Annotated in this window: 17 protein-coding genes and 4 tRNA genes; 16 read left to right on the top strand and 5 right to left on the bottom strand. The window is 58.7% G+C overall.

The annotated features are described in order from the left end of the window. Nucleotides 1-134: 134 nt before the first annotated feature. From WHX55_RS21265 to WHX55_RS21255, 3 genes are all read left to right on the top strand, one after another. A complete protein-coding gene (locus WHX55_RS21265; RefSeq protein WP_353741240.1) occupies nucleotides 135-1283 on the top strand; it encodes an acetyl-CoA C-acetyltransferase in 1149 nt (382 codons plus the stop codon). Nucleotides 1284-1445: 162 nt separating this feature from the next. Continuing rightward, nucleotides 1446-2321, top strand: coding sequence for an SDR family oxidoreductase (locus WHX55_RS21260; protein WP_353741239.1), 876 nt, complete (start codon nucleotides 1446-1448; stop codon nucleotides 2319-2321). 204 nt (nucleotides 2322-2525) lie between these two features. Beyond that, a complete protein-coding gene (locus tag WHX55_RS21255) occupies nucleotides 2526-3035 on the top strand; it encodes a DUF1993 domain-containing protein (protein ID WP_150753043.1) in 510 nt (169 codons plus the stop codon). Nucleotides 3036-3221: 186 nt separating this feature from the next. Here the strand turns inward: WHX55_RS21255 and sstT are convergent, their stop codons facing one another. Beyond that, nucleotides 3222-4454 (bottom strand): serine/threonine transporter SstT, encoded by a 1233-nt coding sequence (sstT, locus tag WHX55_RS21250; RefSeq protein ID WP_150725871.1) that lies wholly within the window; start codon nucleotides 4452-4454, stop codon nucleotides 3222-3224. Between the two features lie 317 nt (nucleotides 4455-4771). Here sstT and WHX55_RS21245 point away from each other — a divergent pair, with 317 nt between their 5' ends. After that, on the top strand, nucleotides 4772-5932 hold the full coding sequence (locus WHX55_RS21245) for an MFS transporter (protein ID WP_150725872.1): 1161 nt from the start codon (nucleotides 4772-4774) through the stop codon (nucleotides 5930-5932). Here the strand turns inward: WHX55_RS21245 and nhaR are convergent. After that, nucleotides 5919-6818: a transcriptional activator NhaR gene (nhaR, locus tag WHX55_RS21240; RefSeq protein ID WP_150759498.1), complete on the bottom strand. Its 900-nt coding sequence runs from the start codon at nucleotides 6816-6818 to the stop codon at nucleotides 5919-5921. The two genes, WHX55_RS21245 and nhaR, sit on opposite strands and share 14 nt — an antisense overlap. A gap of 135 nt (nucleotides 6819-6953) precedes the next feature. On the opposite strand from nhaR, the gene WHX55_RS21235 reads away from it, so the two are divergent. Together WHX55_RS21235 and WHX55_RS21230 are read left to right on the top strand one after the other, a co-directional pair. Continuing rightward, nucleotides 6954-7196 carry a hypothetical protein gene (locus WHX55_RS21235; protein WP_102672741.1) on the top strand — a complete coding sequence of 81 codons (243 nt, stop codon included), beginning with the start codon at nucleotides 6954-6956 and terminating at the stop codon, nucleotides 7194-7196. A 29-nt stretch (nucleotides 7197-7225) separates the two neighbouring features. Then, nucleotides 7226-7975, top strand: a complete 750-nt coding sequence (locus WHX55_RS21230; RefSeq protein ID WP_353741238.1) for a TerC family protein — start codon at nucleotides 7226-7228, stop codon at nucleotides 7973-7975. A 78-nt stretch (nucleotides 7976-8053) separates the two neighbouring features. Here WHX55_RS21230 and WHX55_RS21225 read toward each other — a convergent pair whose 3' ends face one another. After that, complete coding sequence (locus WHX55_RS21225; protein ID WP_191625006.1) at nucleotides 8054-8221, bottom strand: hypothetical protein; 168 nt, start codon at nucleotides 8219-8221, stop codon at nucleotides 8054-8056. Nucleotides 8222-8400: 179 nt separating this feature from the next. Here WHX55_RS21225 and WHX55_RS21220 point away from each other — a divergent pair, with 179 nt between their 5' ends. From WHX55_RS21220 to WHX55_RS21210, 3 genes are all read left to right on the top strand, one after another. Beyond that, nucleotides 8401-9135 (top strand): peptidase C39 family protein, encoded by a 735-nt coding sequence (locus WHX55_RS21220; protein ID WP_353741237.1) that lies wholly within the window; start codon nucleotides 8401-8403, stop codon nucleotides 9133-9135. 95 nt (nucleotides 9136-9230) lie between these two features. Beyond that, the gene (locus WHX55_RS21215; RefSeq protein WP_057714089.1) at nucleotides 9231-9437 is read left to right on the top strand and encodes a DUF6021 family protein; all 207 of its coding nucleotides are present in this window, start codon (nucleotides 9231-9233) and stop codon (nucleotides 9435-9437) included. Between the two features lie 17 nt (nucleotides 9438-9454). Continuing rightward, a complete protein-coding gene (locus WHX55_RS21210; RefSeq protein WP_150753039.1) occupies nucleotides 9455-9670 on the top strand; it encodes a hypothetical protein in 216 nt (71 codons plus the stop codon). A 58-nt stretch (nucleotides 9671-9728) separates the two neighbouring features. Here WHX55_RS21210 and pbpG read toward each other — a convergent pair whose 3' ends face one another. Beyond that, nucleotides 9729-10667 carry a D-alanyl-D-alanine endopeptidase gene (pbpG, locus tag WHX55_RS21205; protein WP_353741236.1) on the bottom strand — a complete coding sequence of 313 codons (939 nt, stop codon included), beginning with the start codon at nucleotides 10665-10667 and terminating at the stop codon, nucleotides 9729-9731. Between the two features lie 235 nt (nucleotides 10668-10902). Then, on the bottom strand, nucleotides 10903-11757 hold the full coding sequence (gene folD, locus WHX55_RS21200; RefSeq protein WP_008001570.1) for a bifunctional methylenetetrahydrofolate dehydrogenase/methenyltetrahydrofolate cyclohydrolase FolD: 855 nt from the start codon (nucleotides 11755-11757) through the stop codon (nucleotides 10903-10905). Between the two features lie 274 nt (nucleotides 11758-12031). Here folD and WHX55_RS21195 point away from each other — a divergent pair. The 7 genes from WHX55_RS21195 to clpX all read left to right on the top strand — a co-directional run bounded on the left by WHX55_RS21195 (nucleotide 12032) and on the right by clpX (nucleotide 16333). Then, a tRNA-Arg gene (locus WHX55_RS21195) sits at nucleotides 12032-12108 on the top strand. Between the two features lie 32 nt (nucleotides 12109-12140). Beyond that, nucleotides 12141-12216 (top strand) — tRNA-His (locus WHX55_RS21190). 56 nt (nucleotides 12217-12272) lie between these two features. Then, a tRNA-Leu gene (locus WHX55_RS21185) sits at nucleotides 12273-12357 on the top strand. 78 nt (nucleotides 12358-12435) lie between these two features. Continuing rightward, a tRNA-His gene (locus WHX55_RS21180) sits at nucleotides 12436-12511 on the top strand. A 386-nt stretch (nucleotides 12512-12897) separates the two neighbouring features. Next, entirely contained in the window at nucleotides 12898-14208 is a 1311-nt protein-coding gene (gene tig / locus WHX55_RS21175) for a trigger factor (RefSeq protein ID WP_057714092.1), read from the top strand. 93 nt (nucleotides 14209-14301) lie between these two features. Beyond that, on the top strand, nucleotides 14302-14937 hold the full coding sequence (gene clpP / locus WHX55_RS21170; protein ID WP_151214474.1) for an ATP-dependent Clp endopeptidase proteolytic subunit ClpP: 636 nt from the start codon (nucleotides 14302-14304) through the stop codon (nucleotides 14935-14937). A gap of 112 nt (nucleotides 14938-15049) precedes the next feature. Further along, entirely contained in the window at nucleotides 15050-16333 is a 1284-nt protein-coding gene (gene clpX, locus WHX55_RS21165) for an ATP-dependent Clp protease ATP-binding subunit ClpX (RefSeq protein WP_007982210.1), read from the top strand. Nucleotides 16334-16364: the final 31 nt, after the last annotated feature.

Here is a 16364-nt window from a genome sequence, read left to right as displayed (position 1 = left end):
CGAGCTTGCTCGCGATGAGGCCGGCACATCCAACATCAATGTTGACTGACACTCCGCCATCGCGAGCAAGCTCGCTCCCACAGGTTTTTCGGCGCTCTCAATACTCGATTTCATTTTTTATACCGAGGTAGACCATGCCTGAAGCTTATATCGTCGACGCCCTGCGCACGCCCACCGGGCGGCGCAAGGGTGGTCTGAGCCAGATCCACGCCGCCGACCTGGGCGCCCATGTGTTGCGCGCGCTGGTCGAGCGCAACGCCATTCCCGACGAGGATTACGACGACGTGATCTTCGGCTGTGTCGACACCATCGGTCCGCTGGCCGGTGACATCGCCCGCACCAGTTGGCTGGCGGCCGGCCTGTCGCAAGCGGTGCCGGGCACCACCATCGATCGCCAGTGCGGTTCGTCCCAGCAAGCGGTGCACTTTGCCGCTCAAGCGGTGATGAGCGGCACCCAGGACGTAGTCATCGCCGGTGGCGTGCAGACCATGACCCAAATCCCGATTTCCTCGGCGATGATTGCCGCCGAGCCCTTGGGCTTCACCGATCCATTCAGCGGTTCCGAAGGCTGGGTGCGGCGCTATGGCGCGCAACCCCCGACGCAGTTCCGTTCGGCGCAGATGATCGCCGAAAAGTGGGACCTGTCCCGGGCGCAACTTGAAGCCTATTCGCTTGAGTCCCATCGACGTGCCTTGCAGGCCATCGAGCAGGGCCGCTTCAACCGCGAGATCGTGCCACTGGCCGGCGTGCTGCATGACGAAACGCCGCGCCAGACCAGCCTGGAAAAAATGGCCGAGCTGGAATTCCTGTTCGGCTGCGACCGGGTGACCGCCGCGGTGTCGAGCCAGACCTGTGACGCGGCCAGCGCGATGCTGATCGTCTCGGAAGCGGCGCTCAAGCGTTACGGCCTGACGCCACGGGCACGTATCCATCACCTGAGCGTGCGTGCCGAAGACCCGATCTGGATGCTCACCGCGCCAATCCCGGCCACGGCTTACGCACTCAAACGCGCCGGCATGAAACTGGAAGACATCGACCGGGTGGAGATCAATGAAGCCTTCGCCTCGGTGGCCATGGCCTGGTTGAAAGAGACCGGTTATCCCCATGAACAGACCAACGTCAACGGCGGCGCGATCGCCCTCGGTCATCCATTGGGCGCCACCGGCACCCGCTTGATGTGCACCTTGCTGCATGAACTGGAACGCAGCGGCGGACGCTTCGGCATGCAGACCATGTGCGAAGGCGGTGGACAGGCCAATGTGACGATTATCGAGCGTTTGTAAACCAGGATGCACACCGATCCTGTAGGAGCGAGCCTGCTCGCGATGGACTCAAGAACGACGCGGTTATCCAGATACCCCGCGTATTCGTTAACGACCATCGCGAGCAGGCTCGCTCCTACAGGGGATTGTGTCGACCCGTGATGAATTTGAAGGATGTAGAACATGAAAATCTGTGAAAACCGCGTCGTGATCATCACCGGTGCCGGCGGTGGTCTGGGCCGTGCCTACGCGCTGGCCTTCGCTGCCGAAGGCGCGAAAGTGGTGGTCAACGACATCAACCGCGAAGCGGCGCTCGCCGTGGTCGGCGAAATCCTCGGCCAGGGCGGCAGCGCCGTGGCCAACAGCGATGACATCACCCGCTATGACTCGGCGGGGCTGATCGTGCGCCAGGCCATCGAAACCTTCGGCGACCTGAATGTGGTGGTCAACAACGCCGGCATTTGCCGCGACCGAATGTTCGCCAGCCTCAGCGAAGCCGACTGGGACGCCGTGGTAGCCGTGCACCTCAAAGGCCACTTCTGCATTTCCAGCCACGCGGTGAAGTACTGGCGCGAGCAGGCCAAGGGCGGTGCCAAGGTCGATGCGCGGATCATCAACACCAGCTCCGGTGCCGGTTTGCAGGGTTCCATTGGCCAGTCCAACTACGCGGCGGCCAAGGGCGGTATTGCCTCGCTGACGCTGGTGCAGGCGGCTGAACTGCGCCGCTACGGGATCACCGCAAACGCCCTGGCGCCGGCCGCGCGCACCGGAATGACCGAGCAAGTGTTCGCCGACGCCATGAAAAAGCCTGAAGAAGGCTTCGATTACTTCGCCCCGGAAAACGTCGCACCGCTGGTGGTGTGGCTGGGTTCCGAGGCATCTGCCGAGGTGACCGGGCAGATGTTCGAAGTCGAGGGCGGCAAGTTGTCGATCGCCGACGGCTGGCGCCGTGGTCCGCAACTGGATCGTCAGGGCCGTTGGGCAGTAGGCGAGATGGGCGAAGCCGTCGCACAGCTGGTGGCTCAGGCCGTTCCGGCGGCGAAGGTTTACGGCAGCTAAAAAAGTCCGGTCCGGGGAGGGGCGTGCATGGCTATAATCGGCCCACGTTCCAAAACCGATCACCTGTGGGAGCGAGCCTGCTCGCGATGGACGTTAACGATAACGCGTTGATTCTGGATAAACGCGTTGCGCCTGAGTCCATCGCGAGCAGGCTCGCTCCTACAGGTGGTCGACGTTTCCCTCCGTCACCACACGAGACCTGCCATGACCATTTCCCTGTACGACGCTTCCGTGCCTGTTTTCCAGCAAATGCTCAACGCCCTGAGCGATGTACTGAAGAAGGCCGAGGCTCACGCCACCGAAAAAAACATCGACCCTAACGCCTTCCTGCAAGCGCGCCTGTTCCCGGACATGTTCCCGCTGGTGCGTCAGGTGCAGATCGCCGTTGATTTCGCCAAAGGCATTTCTTCGCGTCTGGCCGAAGTCGAGCTGCCGAAGTACGACGACACTGAAACCACCTTCGCCGAGCTGCAAGCACTGATCGCCAAGGTTCTGGCCTACATCGGCGAGTTCACGCCGGAGCAGATCAACGGCAAGGAAGGCATCGAGATCGTCACCCGTCCGGGCACGCCTAAAGAGAAGCGCTTCAGCGGCCAGTCCTACCTGCTGACCTACGGCCTGCCGCAGTTCTTCTTCCACATCACCACCACTTACGCACTGCTGCGCCACAACGGCGTGGAAGTGGGCAAGCGCGACTACATGGGCGCGTTCTAAACCGTCCAGGTACAAAAAAGCCCCCGCAACCTTTGGCTGCGGGGGCTTTTTCATGTGTACGAATTTTTCCGCTGCACCACGAACCCTGTGGGAGCGAGCTTGCTCGCGATGAGGGAGTGTCAGTCGACATCAAAGTTGAATGACCCACCGCTATCGCGAGCAAGCTCGCTCCCACAGGGGGTTGTGTCAGGCCAGGCGTTCTGCTTTTGCCTCTTCACCCAGGCAAGCCGCCGCGGTGAACAGCACATCGGTGGACGAGTTCAGCGCGGTTTCCGCCGAGTCCTGCAACACACCAATGATGAAACCAACCGCCACCACCTGCATGGCGATCTCGCTCGGGATGCCGAACAGGCTGCACGCCAGTGGAATCAGCAACAGCGAACCACCGGCCACGCCCGAGGCGCCGCAGGCGCAGATGGCTGCGACGACGCTCAACAGGATCGCGGTCGGAATGTCCACGGCGATGCCCAGCGTGTGCACGGCCGCCAGGGTCAGTACGGTGATGGTGATCGCTGCGCCGGCCATGTTGATGGTCGCGCCCAGCGGGATCGATACCGAGTAGGTGTCTTCGTGCAGGCCCAGACGCTTGCTCAACTCCAGGTTGACCGGAATGTTCGCCGCCGAGCTACGGGTGAAGAACGCCGTGATGCCGCTTTCGCGCAGGCAGGTGAGCACCAGCGGGTACGGGTTGCGACGCAGCTTCCAGAACACGATGAGCGGGTTCATCACCAGTGCCACGAACAGCATGCAGCCCAGCAGCACGGCCAGCAGGTGGGCGTAACCGATCAAGGCGCCGAAACCGGAAGTGGCCAGGGTCGAGGCCACCAGGCCGAAGATGCCTAGCGGTGCGAAGCGAATCACCACTCGCACGATCACGGTCACACCGTTAGACAGGTCGCCCAGTACTTCACGGGTGGTGTTGCCGGCATGGCGAATGGCGATGCCCATGCCGATGGCCCAGGCCAGGATACCGATGAAGTTGGCGTTCATCAGGGCACTGACCGGATTATCGACCACGCTCAGCAACAGGCTTTGCAACACTTCGCCAATCCCGCCTGGCGCTGTGACCGCGACGTCCTGGGTCGACAGCACCAGGTTCGACGGGAACGTCATGCTGGCAACCACCGCCACCACGGCCGCGGCGAAAGTGCCCAGCAGATACAGGAACAGAATCGGCCGGATGTGGGTTTCCTGGCCGTGCTTGTGGTTGGCAATCGACGCCATGACCAGCACGAACACCAGAATCGGCGCGACGGCTTTCAGCGCCGAGACAAACACTTTGCCGATGAACGCCGTGGACTTCGCCATGTCGGGGGCAATCAGCGCCAGGGCAATACCGGCGATCAGGCCGATCACGATCTGTGTGACCAGGCTCAAGCGTTTAAGGCGGTGCAATAGAGAAGGGGATGAAGCAGTCATAAAACGGCATCTCTGATTTTTTATAAGTGCAAGGTTTCACCGCGCATGCAGCCCGCAGGAAACCGAAGAGGATCGTGACATCGACGCCAAAAATGGCCGACGAACACTGGGTGTACGTTTTTCAGGGCGCGGACTTTATCACAGCGTAGGAGTGATCTTTCAGACCTGTGACGAACTGCCACCCTGGCATTCAACGAGATAGGCAGGTTCGTGCAACCGCGTTCGGAAACACTCTGTTAAGATTCGCCATCCTCATTTTCATGTCTGCCAGTGGGCCTTCGGGCTATCGCTGGTGTCGTCGTTTTCTGGAGTTCTGCATGCTGTTGCCCATTCTTCTGTTGTCTGCCGCCGGCTTCACGGTGCTGACCACGGAATTCGTCATCGTTGGCCTGTTGCCGGCTATCGCCCGGGATCTGGAGGTCAGCATCCCGCAGGCCGGCCTGCTGGTGACCCTGTTCGCTTTCACCGTCGCCGCGTTCGGGCCGTTCCTGACGGCGTATTTCGCCCGCTTCGAGCGCCGCAAGCTGTTCATCTCGGTGCTGATCATGTTTGGCCTGGCCAACACGCTCGCGGCGCTGGCGCCGAACATCTGGGTCATGGCGTTTGCCCGATTGATCCCGGCATTGGGGCTGCCGGTGTTCTGGGCCTTGGCCAGTGAAACGGCGGTGGACATTGTCGGGCCGGATTACGCCGGTCGCGCCATCGCCAAGATCGGCTTCGGCATCGTTTGCGCCACGGTGTTCGGCATTCCCGTGGGCACGCTGATTTCCGATGCGTTCGGCTGGCGCAGTGCCTTCGCGATTCTGGCGGTCATCGCCTTTGCCAAGGCGTTGCTGCTGTTTATCTATCTGCCCAAGACCAACCTGCACCAGCATCAGGTGAGCTTCCGGTCGCAGTTCAAGATCCTGCGCAGCCCGCTGATGCTCGGTCACGTGCTGCTGTCAGTGATTGTGTTCAGCGGCATGTTCACCGCCTACACCTACCTGGCGGACATTCTTGAGCGCCTGGCCGGCTTCAACGGCACCGTGGTTGGCTGGTGTCTGATGGGCTTCGGCGCGGTCGGGTTGATCGGCAACTCCCTGGGCGGCCGGGCGGTGGATCGTCATCCGCTGATGGCGTCGATGATGTTCTGTGCGTTCATGATTGCCGGCCTGGTGGCGCTGGTGCCGAACATCCATTCGCCGCTCGGTCTGGCGGCGGCGATGGGCATCTGGGGCGTGACCCAGGCGGCGTTGTTCCTGGTCAGCCATGTGCGCCTGATGAAAGCGGCGCCCGAAGCGCCGGCCTTCGCCGCGTCGCTGAACATCGCCGGGGCCAACCTCGGTATCGGTCTGGGGGCGATGATCGGTGGTCGGGTGATCGACAGCGTCGGCCTGCAAGGCCTTGGCTTTGCAGCCGCCGCTTTCATTCTGGCGTCGATCCTGCTGGCCATCGCCCTGATGACGTTCAAGCCGCGGGAAGAGGTTACAGCGCTGTAAACAACTCGCGTCGGGCACCTTCGGTAATGGCGACAATGCCGGGGTGCATGACCTTGCGTTCCACTGAGATGGCATAGAACGACTCGCTCACCGCGTCGGTCTGGCCGATCACTTCCACGCCATATTGGCGTTGCACTTCATCGGCAATCACGCTCGGGCCGATGAAGATTCCGCTGCCGGATTGGCCGAAGGCCTGCATCAGGGCGCTGTCGTCGAACTCACCGACAATTTTCGGCTGGATCTGTTGCTCGGCGAACCAGCGTTGCAAGCGGCTGCGCACCACGGTTTCCGGGCCGGGAATCAGCAGTGGCGCACCGTGCAGGTTACGCGGAAAGTCCCGGCCGTATCGTGCCGCCAACTCAGGGGTGGCGAAAAAGCTGATCCCGCACTCACCGAGTTTCTGGCTGTAGCCCTTGATGTCCAGGTGCGACGGCATCGGGCTGTCGGATATCACCAGGTCCAGGCGCTGGATCGCCAGGTCGGCCAACAAACGCTCAAGCTTGTCTTCGCGACAGGTGATGCGCAGCGGTTCGCTCAGCTCCATGGTCGGTGCGATCAGGCGATAGACGATGGACTTGGGCACCACGTCGGCCACACCAACGCGAAACAGGATCTGCTGTTCATTGGGTTGTGCCCGCAGCATCAGTTCCAGTTCGCCACCGAGCTGGAACATTTGTTCGGCATAGGGCAGGGCCTGGCGGCCGGCCTCGGTCAGTTCGAGTTGCCGTCCGACTCGCCGAAACAACTCGATGCCAAAGGTCTGTTCCAGCAATGAAATCTGCCCGCTGATGGTTTGTGGAGTGAGATTCAGTTGCTCGCAGGCGCGCACGATGCTGCCGGTCTTGGCCACCACCCAGAAGTAATGCAATTGCCGATAGTTGAGCATGGCGTCTAACACTTCGTAAAAATCGAAGTATAACCGCTGAAAATACGAATTTTCCTGAAGTATTCACTTCCCTAGAATGCATCGCTATCAACGGGCCATCGTTTAGGTCCCGTTCGTTCTATCGAGGAAAGCATCATGAAGCTTAAAGCCACGGCACTGTTGATTACGTCTTTACTGGTACTGGCCGGTTGCGACCAGGCCGAGAAAAGCGCGCAACAATTGATGGGCAAGGCTGCCGAAAGCGCCAAACAGGCGATTGACGATACCCACAAGGCCGCCGAGCAAGCACTCAGTGACGCCACCAGCGGGTTGATCAGCAAAAAAGAATCATCGGAAAAAGACTCGGAAAAAACCGAATCTTCCTCCCAGGAAATCTAAACCGTATTACAACGAGTCAGGACTGACCCATGGACTACCTTTTACAACTTGCCGCCAGCCCCACCGCCTGGGTCGCCCTTGCCACCCTGATTGTGATGGAGATCGTGCTCGGCATCGATAACCTGATCTTCATCTCGATCCTGACCAACAAGCTGCCCTTGCACAATCGACAGCGGGCACGGCGCATCGGTATCGGCATGGCGTTGATCCTGCGCCTGGGTTTGCTGAGCACCATCGCGTTCATCGTCCAGTTGACCAATCCGGTGATCGAGATTCTCGGCCACGCGCTTTCCTGGAAAGACATGATCCTGATTGCCGGTGGCCTGTTCCTGTTGTGGAAGGCAACCACCGAGATCCATCACAGCATGGACCCGGCACCGGAAGATCCGAAGTCGGCGACCTCGACCGTGACCCTGGGCTTCGCTGCCGCGATCGGTCAGATCCTGATGCTGGACATGGTGTTCTCCATCGACAGCATCATTACCGCTGTCGGCATGACCGAGCATTTGCCGATCATGGTCATCGCGGTGGTGGTGTCGGTCCTGGTGATGTTGCTGGCGGCTGATCCGCTGGCCAAGTTCATCAACGACAACCCGACAGTGGTGATGCTGGCCCTGGGCTTCCTGATCATGATCGGCATGACGCTGATCGCCGAAGGCTTCGGCGCCCATGTACCGAAAGGCTACGTCTATGCGGCCATGGCATTCTCGGCTGCGATCGAGGTGTTGAACATGATATCCCGCCGGTCCAGGCAGAAGAGGTCTGCCACTGAGGCTTAACCCAGACTAAAGGAAACGGCCGCCTGAACTCGAAGGAGTGCAGGCGGCCGTTTTTGTTGGTCTCGGGTAAAGGTCTGGTCAGTGGGCGTTGGCGTGTTGGTTCGGCGTCTTGTCCGCTTCCGGCGCAGGAGCCTGCTGGACAGGGTGATGGTGGCGACGAGTAATGCGCAGCACGCCCCACAACATGGCGGCGGCTACCGCCAACCAACCGCCAATCAACATCATAATGATCATGGTCAGGCTCATCTGTGCCTCCTCTTTGCCCTTCTGTGGGCACACGTGCTTCGCTGTCGTTCCTTCAGGGAACAGTCTAGCCGTTGCTGTATTTCAGGCTATTGACCGAAAGTCGGCAGTTACCAACCAGTTCGCTCTATCGAATGCACGCGACTACCGTTTAGAGCTATACCGTAGCGGTGCGGCGCCCTATGATCGACGACCAAGCCGGGAATGGGATTGCCTGGCGTTTGAACCTGAACAAGAGAGAGATGATGGTGCGGGTATTTTCTCGAATTTTGTCGGCCATGCTCATCGCCGGTTGCGTGGCAAGCCTGGCGGGCTGTGCCGGGAGCGTTGCGCCCGAGATCAAGCGTTTGCCGGAGCGTGTCGAGCTCAGCGGCCGATTCTACCGGGGCGATGCGTATCAAAGCGGGCCGCAGGTGCTGGCCAGCATGCTGTCTCAGCAGGGTATCGTGATCACCCCGGGGTTGCTCGAAAAACCCTTGCATTTGCCGGGGGGCGAAGCCCAGTTGCAACAGAACATGCAGAACCTGGCCCGAGAGTACGGGATGGTGGTTTATCCCCTCGACAGCAACCTGCCGGCCTTGTTGACGCAAGTCGCCGCCGGTTATCCGGTGATGGTGCGCTTTACTGAAGGCTCGGCCATGTGGGCCGAACCGCGATACGCCATTCTTGCCGGCTATAACCGCCAGAAGCAGACGGTCCTGCTGCGGGCCGGGATGAATCGCCGCGAACTGATGAGCTTCAGCTCCTTCGAGTCGGCGTTCAAGGACGCCGGTGGTTGGGCTGTGCTGATCCAGAATCCGACGCAAATCCCGGCCCATGTCGATCAGCAGCGTTGGCTCAAGGCCGCCAGCGATCTGGCTCAGGCCGGTCAGGAACAGGCCGCCGCCAAGGCTAAAAAAGCCTTGGCCAGCCAGTAAGTCCGTTGGTCACCCGTCGGGCACCTTCGCCCATCGCCAGCCTCTGATCTTTAAGGGCCCGGAACATTATTTCGGGCCGAGATCAGGAGGCGCCCATGGCTCATTCCACAACGCCCGTCGGTCCGCATTCGTCTGAACATTCGTCTGGCAACGAGCTGGGTTTCGATCCCGATTCCCCGGACCTTGCCGATCCTCAGGTCGACCCGATCGGGCCCGCCAAGGCCCCGCGGGATGTGAAGCCGGGTGACAACCCCAAGGCTCCCGCCAAGCCCTACGATCCACTGGGTGACCTGAAGCCTTAGGTCCGATGGAGGTGTGTATGTCTACCGATTCCAGTTTCGACGACAAACGTCCGGAAACCGTCCCCACAACCCCCGAGCAAAGCACCGATCCGGTGATGGATCCCGACAGCCCGTTGAGGGATCCCTTGGCGCGGCCAACGGTAGTGCCCACTGAAAAGCCGAAGGGGTGGAGAGATCCAAGTGCCGGCGACGGTATTCCGGATGACGACCAGATGCCGCTGCCCAACGACTGAGTGTCTGGCGAAAAAAAGCCCCGAATGATCGGGGCTTTTTCATGCGTTTGCAGCAGGGTTACTTCGACGCTTCAACCACGCCACTCTGCCGCTGTTTGAGGTTCTTGTCTGCCTTGTACTGCAAGGCTACGGAAGGCACGTCCGCGCTCTTTCCGCTCTCTACCCAATTACGCATGCGCGTAGCATCGGCAAAATGGGTGTACTTGCCATAGGCGTCAAGGATCACCAAGGCCACCGGGCGGTTACTCATTCGGGTCACCAGCACCAGGCAGTGACCTGCTTCGTTGGTGAAACCGGTTTTTGTCAGCTGGATGTCCCAGTCCGGCTTGCGGACCAAATGGTCGGTGTTGCGGAAACCCAGGCTGTACTTCGGTTTGCGAAACGAAACGGTCTTTTCCTTGGTTGTACTCAGCTCGGTCAGCAGCGGGTACTTGTGCGCGGCGATCAACAGTTTGCTCAAATCGCGAGCGGTCGAAACGTTGCGCGGCGAGAGACCTGTCGGCTCGACGAAATGGGTATTGGTCATGCCCAAGGCCCGGGCCTTGGCGTTCATTGCAGCAATGAACGCGACATAGCCACCCGGATAGTGGTGGGCCAGGCTTGCAGCGGCTCGGTTTTCAGATGACATCAGGGCAATCAGCAGCATCTCCCGGCGCGGCAGTTCGCTCTTGAGCTTGACCCGGGAGTACACACCTTTCATTTCCGGTGTGTCGCTGATGTTGATGTTGATGTATTCATCCATGTTTTGCCGGGCTTCAACCACGACCAGGCCGGTCATCAGCTTGCTGACGGACGCGATTGGGACGACGACGTCCGGATTGCTGGCATAGATGACTTTGTTGGTCTGCATATCCAGCAGTAAAGAGCTGCCGGAAGCGAGCTTGAGTTGCGAGGTATTTCGAGGCGCTGCGGTGGTTTCGCCAGCGCTGGCGATTGGCGTGATGAAAGTCCCTGTAACTGCAAAAAATAGGCTCAGGATGGAAAGACGGATTTTCACGCTGGCAGACTCATAATGTATTGATAAGCCGTTTTGTAACGGGCTATTTCCCAAAAAGCGCGACATTCTGGAGTATGGCTGAATAACTGTCGATGGTTGATCAAGTAGCAGGTGAAAGTCCTGAGAAACATGAAAAAAAAGTCATTTTCCGGCGAGCGGTCGGTGTTTTCCGTGGGCAAAAAAAACCCCGCCAGGGCGGGGTTCCTTGTCACGCTGACAGCGTGCACGTTGAAACTCAGCTGTGCAGGGTTTCAGCGGCGTACAGGGTGTTTTCCAGCAGGCAGGCACGGGTCATCGGGCCTACGCCGCCCGGTACCGGAGTGATCCAGCCGGCGCGGGGCAGGGCGGTTTCGTAGATCACGTCACCGACCAGCTTGCCGTCGTCCTGGCGGTTGATGCCGACATCGATCACGATCGCGCCTTCCTTGATCCATTCGCCCTTGACCAGGCCCGGCTTGCCGGCGGCGACGACGACCAGGTCCGCACGGCCGACATGGCCGGCCAGGTCCTTGGTAAAGCGGTGGGTGACCGTCACGGTGCAACCGGCCAGCAACAATTCCATGGCCATCGGGCGGCCAACGATATTGGACGCGCCGACAACCACGGCATTCATCCCGTAAAGGTCGACACCGGTGCTTTCCAGCAGGGTCATGATGCCTTTGGGGGTGCATGGGCGCAGCAGCGGGATACGCTGGGCCAGGCGACCGACGTTATAAGGATGGAAACCGTCGACGTCTTTATCCGGACGAATGCGCTCCAGCAGCCTGGAGGCGTCCAGGTGTTCGGGAAGTGGAAGCTGAAGCAGAACGCCGTCGATTGCAGGATCGTCGTTCAGGCGATCGATCAGCTCGGTCAGCGCTTCTTGAGTGGTTTCGGAAGGCAGGTCATAGGCTTGGGATAGAAAGCCGACCTCTTCACAGTCTTTACGCTTGTGCGAGACATAAACCTGAGAGGCAGGATCGCTGCCGACCAGGATCACCGCAAGGCCGGGCGTGCGCAGGCCTTGCTGGCGACGCTCGGTGACACGTTGGGCGATCTGCTGGCGCAGGCTGGCGGCGATCGATTTGCCGTCGATAAGTTGTGCAGTCATTGCGCGTGATTAACCATCGAGAGGGGAAAAAAAGAGAACGCATTCTCGCATGTCATGCGGTGAGGGCAAAGGCGCTTGGTCTGCAAATTCCCCTAACTCCTTTAATTAAATGAATTTTTTTTAAAAAGGATTTGACGACCTTCGGGTGGCTCTATACTATTCGTCGCACTTGTCGGGCACAGCCTAGCACTGGTTAGGAAGGTTGAGCGGGATTACTATTCTGCAAGACTGGAAAGCACTTAGTTTGTAGTCCTCCAAGGTTACAGCTAACAAGGCGCCCGTAGCTCAGCTGGATAGAGCATCCGCCTTCTAAGCGGATGGTCGCAGGTTCGAGTCCTGCCGGGTGCGCCATTAGGCAGCTTTGGCACAAGTAACGCGATATGGTGGGCGTAGCTCAGTTGGTAGAGCACGGGATTGTGACTCCCGTTGTCGTGGGTTCGATCCCCATCGTCCACCCCATATTTCGAAAGGCGCCAGATTAACAGTCTGGCGCCTTTGCTTTAAAGGCTTCACCCGCGGATGTGGTGGAATTGGTAGACACACTGGATTTAGGTTCCAGCGCCGCGAGGCGTAAGAGTTCGAGTCTCTTCATCCGCACCAATTAAAGCTTCACTCAGGCACTTGGCCTGGCTGGAGCTTGATAAAGAAGTTTGTTTGGCTTCTTTAACAGGCAATATGGTGGGCGTAGCTCAGTTGGTAGAGCACGGGATTGTGACTCCCGTTGTCGTGGGTTCGATCCCCATCGTCCACCCCATATTTCGAAAGGCGCCAGATTGAAAAGTCTGGCGCCTTTTTTGTTTCGGCGGCCGCAGGTTTTGGGTCGCAAGGGCAGGGCGTTTCGTCGTATTTATGTTTCTCGATGATGCTGTGTTGTCCGCCGGCCTCGCTTGCGAGCTCGGTCGTCAGGGAGATGGTTGGCGTCCTCCTCTATATATGGAAAGGTTGGCGCAGAGCCCTGGCGTGATTGGTTGTATTTGCCATCGGGGCGAGGTGCATTCGTGCATTCGCACCTATAAATTGCCTGCTGCGTTTTTACCCGTTTTCAGTAGGGTGACTTCTTGAGTTTGACCCACTAGAATGCATGCCCTTGATTCTGGGGTCGGAAACGGCCGGCTAACGTCTGTGCAACGAGGAATATCCATGCAAGTTTCTGTTGAAAATACTACTGCTCTTGAGCGCCGCATGAGCGTCACCGTGCCGGCTGAGCGCATCGAGAGCCAGGTCAACAAGCGTCTGCAGCAGACCGCCCAAAAGGCCAAGATTGCTGGCTTCCGTCCAGGCAAAGTGCCAATGAGCGAAATCAAGCGCCGTTTCGGTGCTGACGCTCGCCAGGAAGCTGTAGGCGACGTGATCCAGTCTTCTTTCTACGAAGCTGTGGTTGAGCAGAAGCTGAACCCGGCTGGCCAGCCTTCGATCGAGCCTAAATCCCTGGAAGCGGGCAAGGACCTGGAATACGTAGCCGTATTCGAAGTGTTCCCTGAGTTCACCGTTGCCGGTTTCGAAGGTATCACCGTCGAGCGTCTGAGCGCTGACGTGTCTGATGCCGATCTGGACAAGATGCTGGACATCCTGCGCAAGCAGAACACCCGTTTCGAAGTGGCCGATCGCGCCGCTCAAAACGAAGACCAGCTGAACATCGATTTCGTCGGCAAAGTCGACGGTGAAGTGTTCGCTGGCGGTTCCGCCAAGGGTACTCAGCTGGTTCTGGGTTCCGGCCGCATGATCCCTGGTTTCGAAGATGGCCTGGTTGGCGCAAAAGCCGGTGAAGAGCGCGTTCTGAACCTGACTTTCCCAGAGGACTATCAGAACCTGGACCTGGCTGGCAAAACCGCCGAGTTCACCGTGACCGTCAACACCGTTTCCGAGCCAAAACTGCCAGAACTGACCGAAGAATTCTTCGCTCAATTCGGCATCAAGGAGACCGGTCTGGAAGGCTTCCGCGCCGAAGTTCGCAAGAACATGGAGCGCGAACTGCGTCAGGCGATCAAATCCAAGGTCAAGAATCAGGTAATGGACGGTCTGCTGGCCACCAACCCGATCGAAGTGCCAAAGGCCCTGCTGTCCAACGAAGTTGACCGTCTGCGCGTGCAGGCTGTCCAGCAGTTCGGTGGCAACATCAAGCCTGACCAACTGCCGGCCGAGCTGTTCGAAGAGCAAGCCAAGCGCCGCGTAGTGCTGGGCCTGATCGTGGCTGAAGTGGTCAAGCAATTCGACCTCAAGCCTGACGAAACCCGCGTTCGCGAGATGATTCAGGAAATGGCTTCGGCCTACCAGGAACCTGAGCAAGTTGTGTCCTGGTACTACAAGAACGACCAGCAACTGAACGAAGTTCGCTCGGTTGTGCTGGAAGAGCAAGTTGTGGATACTGTTCTGCAGAAAGCTAGCGTGACCGACAAATCGGTCTCTTACGAAGAAGCGGTCAAGCCGGTAGAAGCTCCACAAGCCGACTGATCACTTTTGCGGTAAGAAGCAAACACCATAAGCCAGCCTTCGAGCTGGCTTATGCGTATTCAAGACATAACTATTTGGGAGTGACTGCAGAGCATGTTCCGTAATTCGTATATTCAGCAGAACTCTGATATCCAGGCCGCAGGCGGCCTGGTCCCGATGGTTGTCGAGCAGTCCGCTCGTGGCGAGCGCGCCTACGACATCTACTCGCGTCTCCTCAAGGAGCGGGTGATCTTTCTGGTTGGTCCGGTAGAGGACTACATGGCCAACCTGATCTGTGCGCAACTGCTGTTCCTTGAAGCGGAAAACCCGGACAAGGACATCCATCTCTACATCAACTCCCCGGGCGGTTCGGTGACGGCGGGCATGTCGATCTACGACACCATGCAGTTCATCAAGCCCAACGTGGCGACCACCTGTATCGGTCAGGCGTGCAGCATGGGTGCGTTCCTGCTGACGGCCGGTGCAAAAGGCAAGCGCTACTGCCTGCCGAACTCGCGTGTGATGATTCACCAGCCACTGGGCGGTTTCCAGGGCCAGGCGTCGGATATCGAAATCCATGCCAAGGAAATCCTCTTCATTCGCGAGCGTCTCAACACGCTGATGGCCCAGCACAGCGGGCGCACTCTCGAAGAAATCGAGCGCGATACCAATCGCGACAATTTCATGAGTGCAGAAGCCGCGCGTGAGTACGGGTTGATCGATGAAGTGATCAGCCAGCGCCCTGCTTAAAATAAGCAGCTCAAAATAAGGTTGGTCGGCGGGTCCGATCACCAGCGGGCTTGAAAAAGCCCGCAATAGCCTTCATCTTGTGTTGCAAGCCTATCGGATTTGGATCGAACGAATGACTGACACCCGCAACGGCGAGGACAACGGCAAGCTGCTCTATTGCTCCTTCTGTGGCAAAAGCCAGCATGAAGTACGCAAGTTGATTGCCGGCCCCTCGGTCTTTATCTGCGACGAGTGCGTCGACCTGTGCAACGACATCATCCGCGAGGAGGTGCAGGAAGCACAGGCCGAAAGCAGCGCGCATAAATTGCCTTCGCCTAAAGAAATCAGCGGCATCCTTGATCAGTATGTGATTGGTCAGGAGCGTGCGAAAAAGGTTCTGGCCGTAGCGGTGTACAACCACTACAAGCGCCTGAACCAGCGTGACAAAAAGAATGACGACGTCGAACTCGGCAAGAGCAACATTTTGCTGATCGGCCCGACAGGCTCGGGTAAGACCCTGCTTGCCGAAACACTGGCCCGTTTGCTGAACGTTCCGTTCACCATCGCCGACGCAACCACCCTCACCGAGGCGGGTTACGTGGGTGAAGATGTCGAGAACATCATTCAGAAGCTGCTGCAGAAATGCGATTACGACGTGGAAAAAGCCCAGATGGGCATTGTCTACATCGATGAAATCGACAAGATTTCGCGCAAGTCTGACAACCCGTCGATTACCCGGGACGTTTCCGGTGAAGGCGTGCAGCAGGCCCTGCTCAAGTTGATCGAAGGCACGGTCGCTTCCGTTCCACCACAAGGTGGTCGCAAGCATCCGCAGCAGGAATTCCTGCAGGTCGACACCCGTAACATCCTGTTCATCTGCGGTGGTGCGTTCTCTGGTCTTGAGAAGGTCATTCAAAACCGTTCCACCAAGGGTGGCATCGGTTTCAACGCAGAAGTGCGCAGCAAGGAAGAAGGCAAGAAAGTCGGTGAATCCCTGCGTGAAGTCGAGCCTGACGATCTGGTCAAGTTCGGTCTGATCCCTGAATTCGTCGGTCGTCTGCCGGTACTTGCCACGCTGGACGAGCTTGACGAGGCTGCGTTGATGCAGATCCTCACCGAGCCGAAAAATGCCCTGACCAAGCAGTATGCCAAGCTGTTCGAGATGGAAGGCGTGGATCTGGAATTCCGCAGCGACGCTCTGAAATCGGTCGCCAAGCGTGCCCTGGAGCGTAAAACCGGTGCCCGTGGCCTGCGTTCGATTCTCGAAGGTGTATTGCTCGACACTATGTATGAAATCCCCTCGCAATCGGAGGTGAGCAAAGTAGTGATCGATGAAAGCGTGATAGAAGGCAAGTCCAAGCCACTGTATATCTATGAAAACAGTGAGCCGACCGCCAAGGCCGCGCCAGACGCTTAAGCGTCACGCAGCTTGAATAAAGAAGGGGCCT

Origin of the sequence: Pseudomonas fluorescens (assembly GCF_040448305.1) — a bacterium.
Lineage (GTDB): Bacteria > Pseudomonadota > Gammaproteobacteria > Pseudomonadales > Pseudomonadaceae > Aquipseudomonas > Aquipseudomonas fluorescens_BH.
This window is presented reverse-complemented; position numbering and strand designations above follow the sequence as displayed.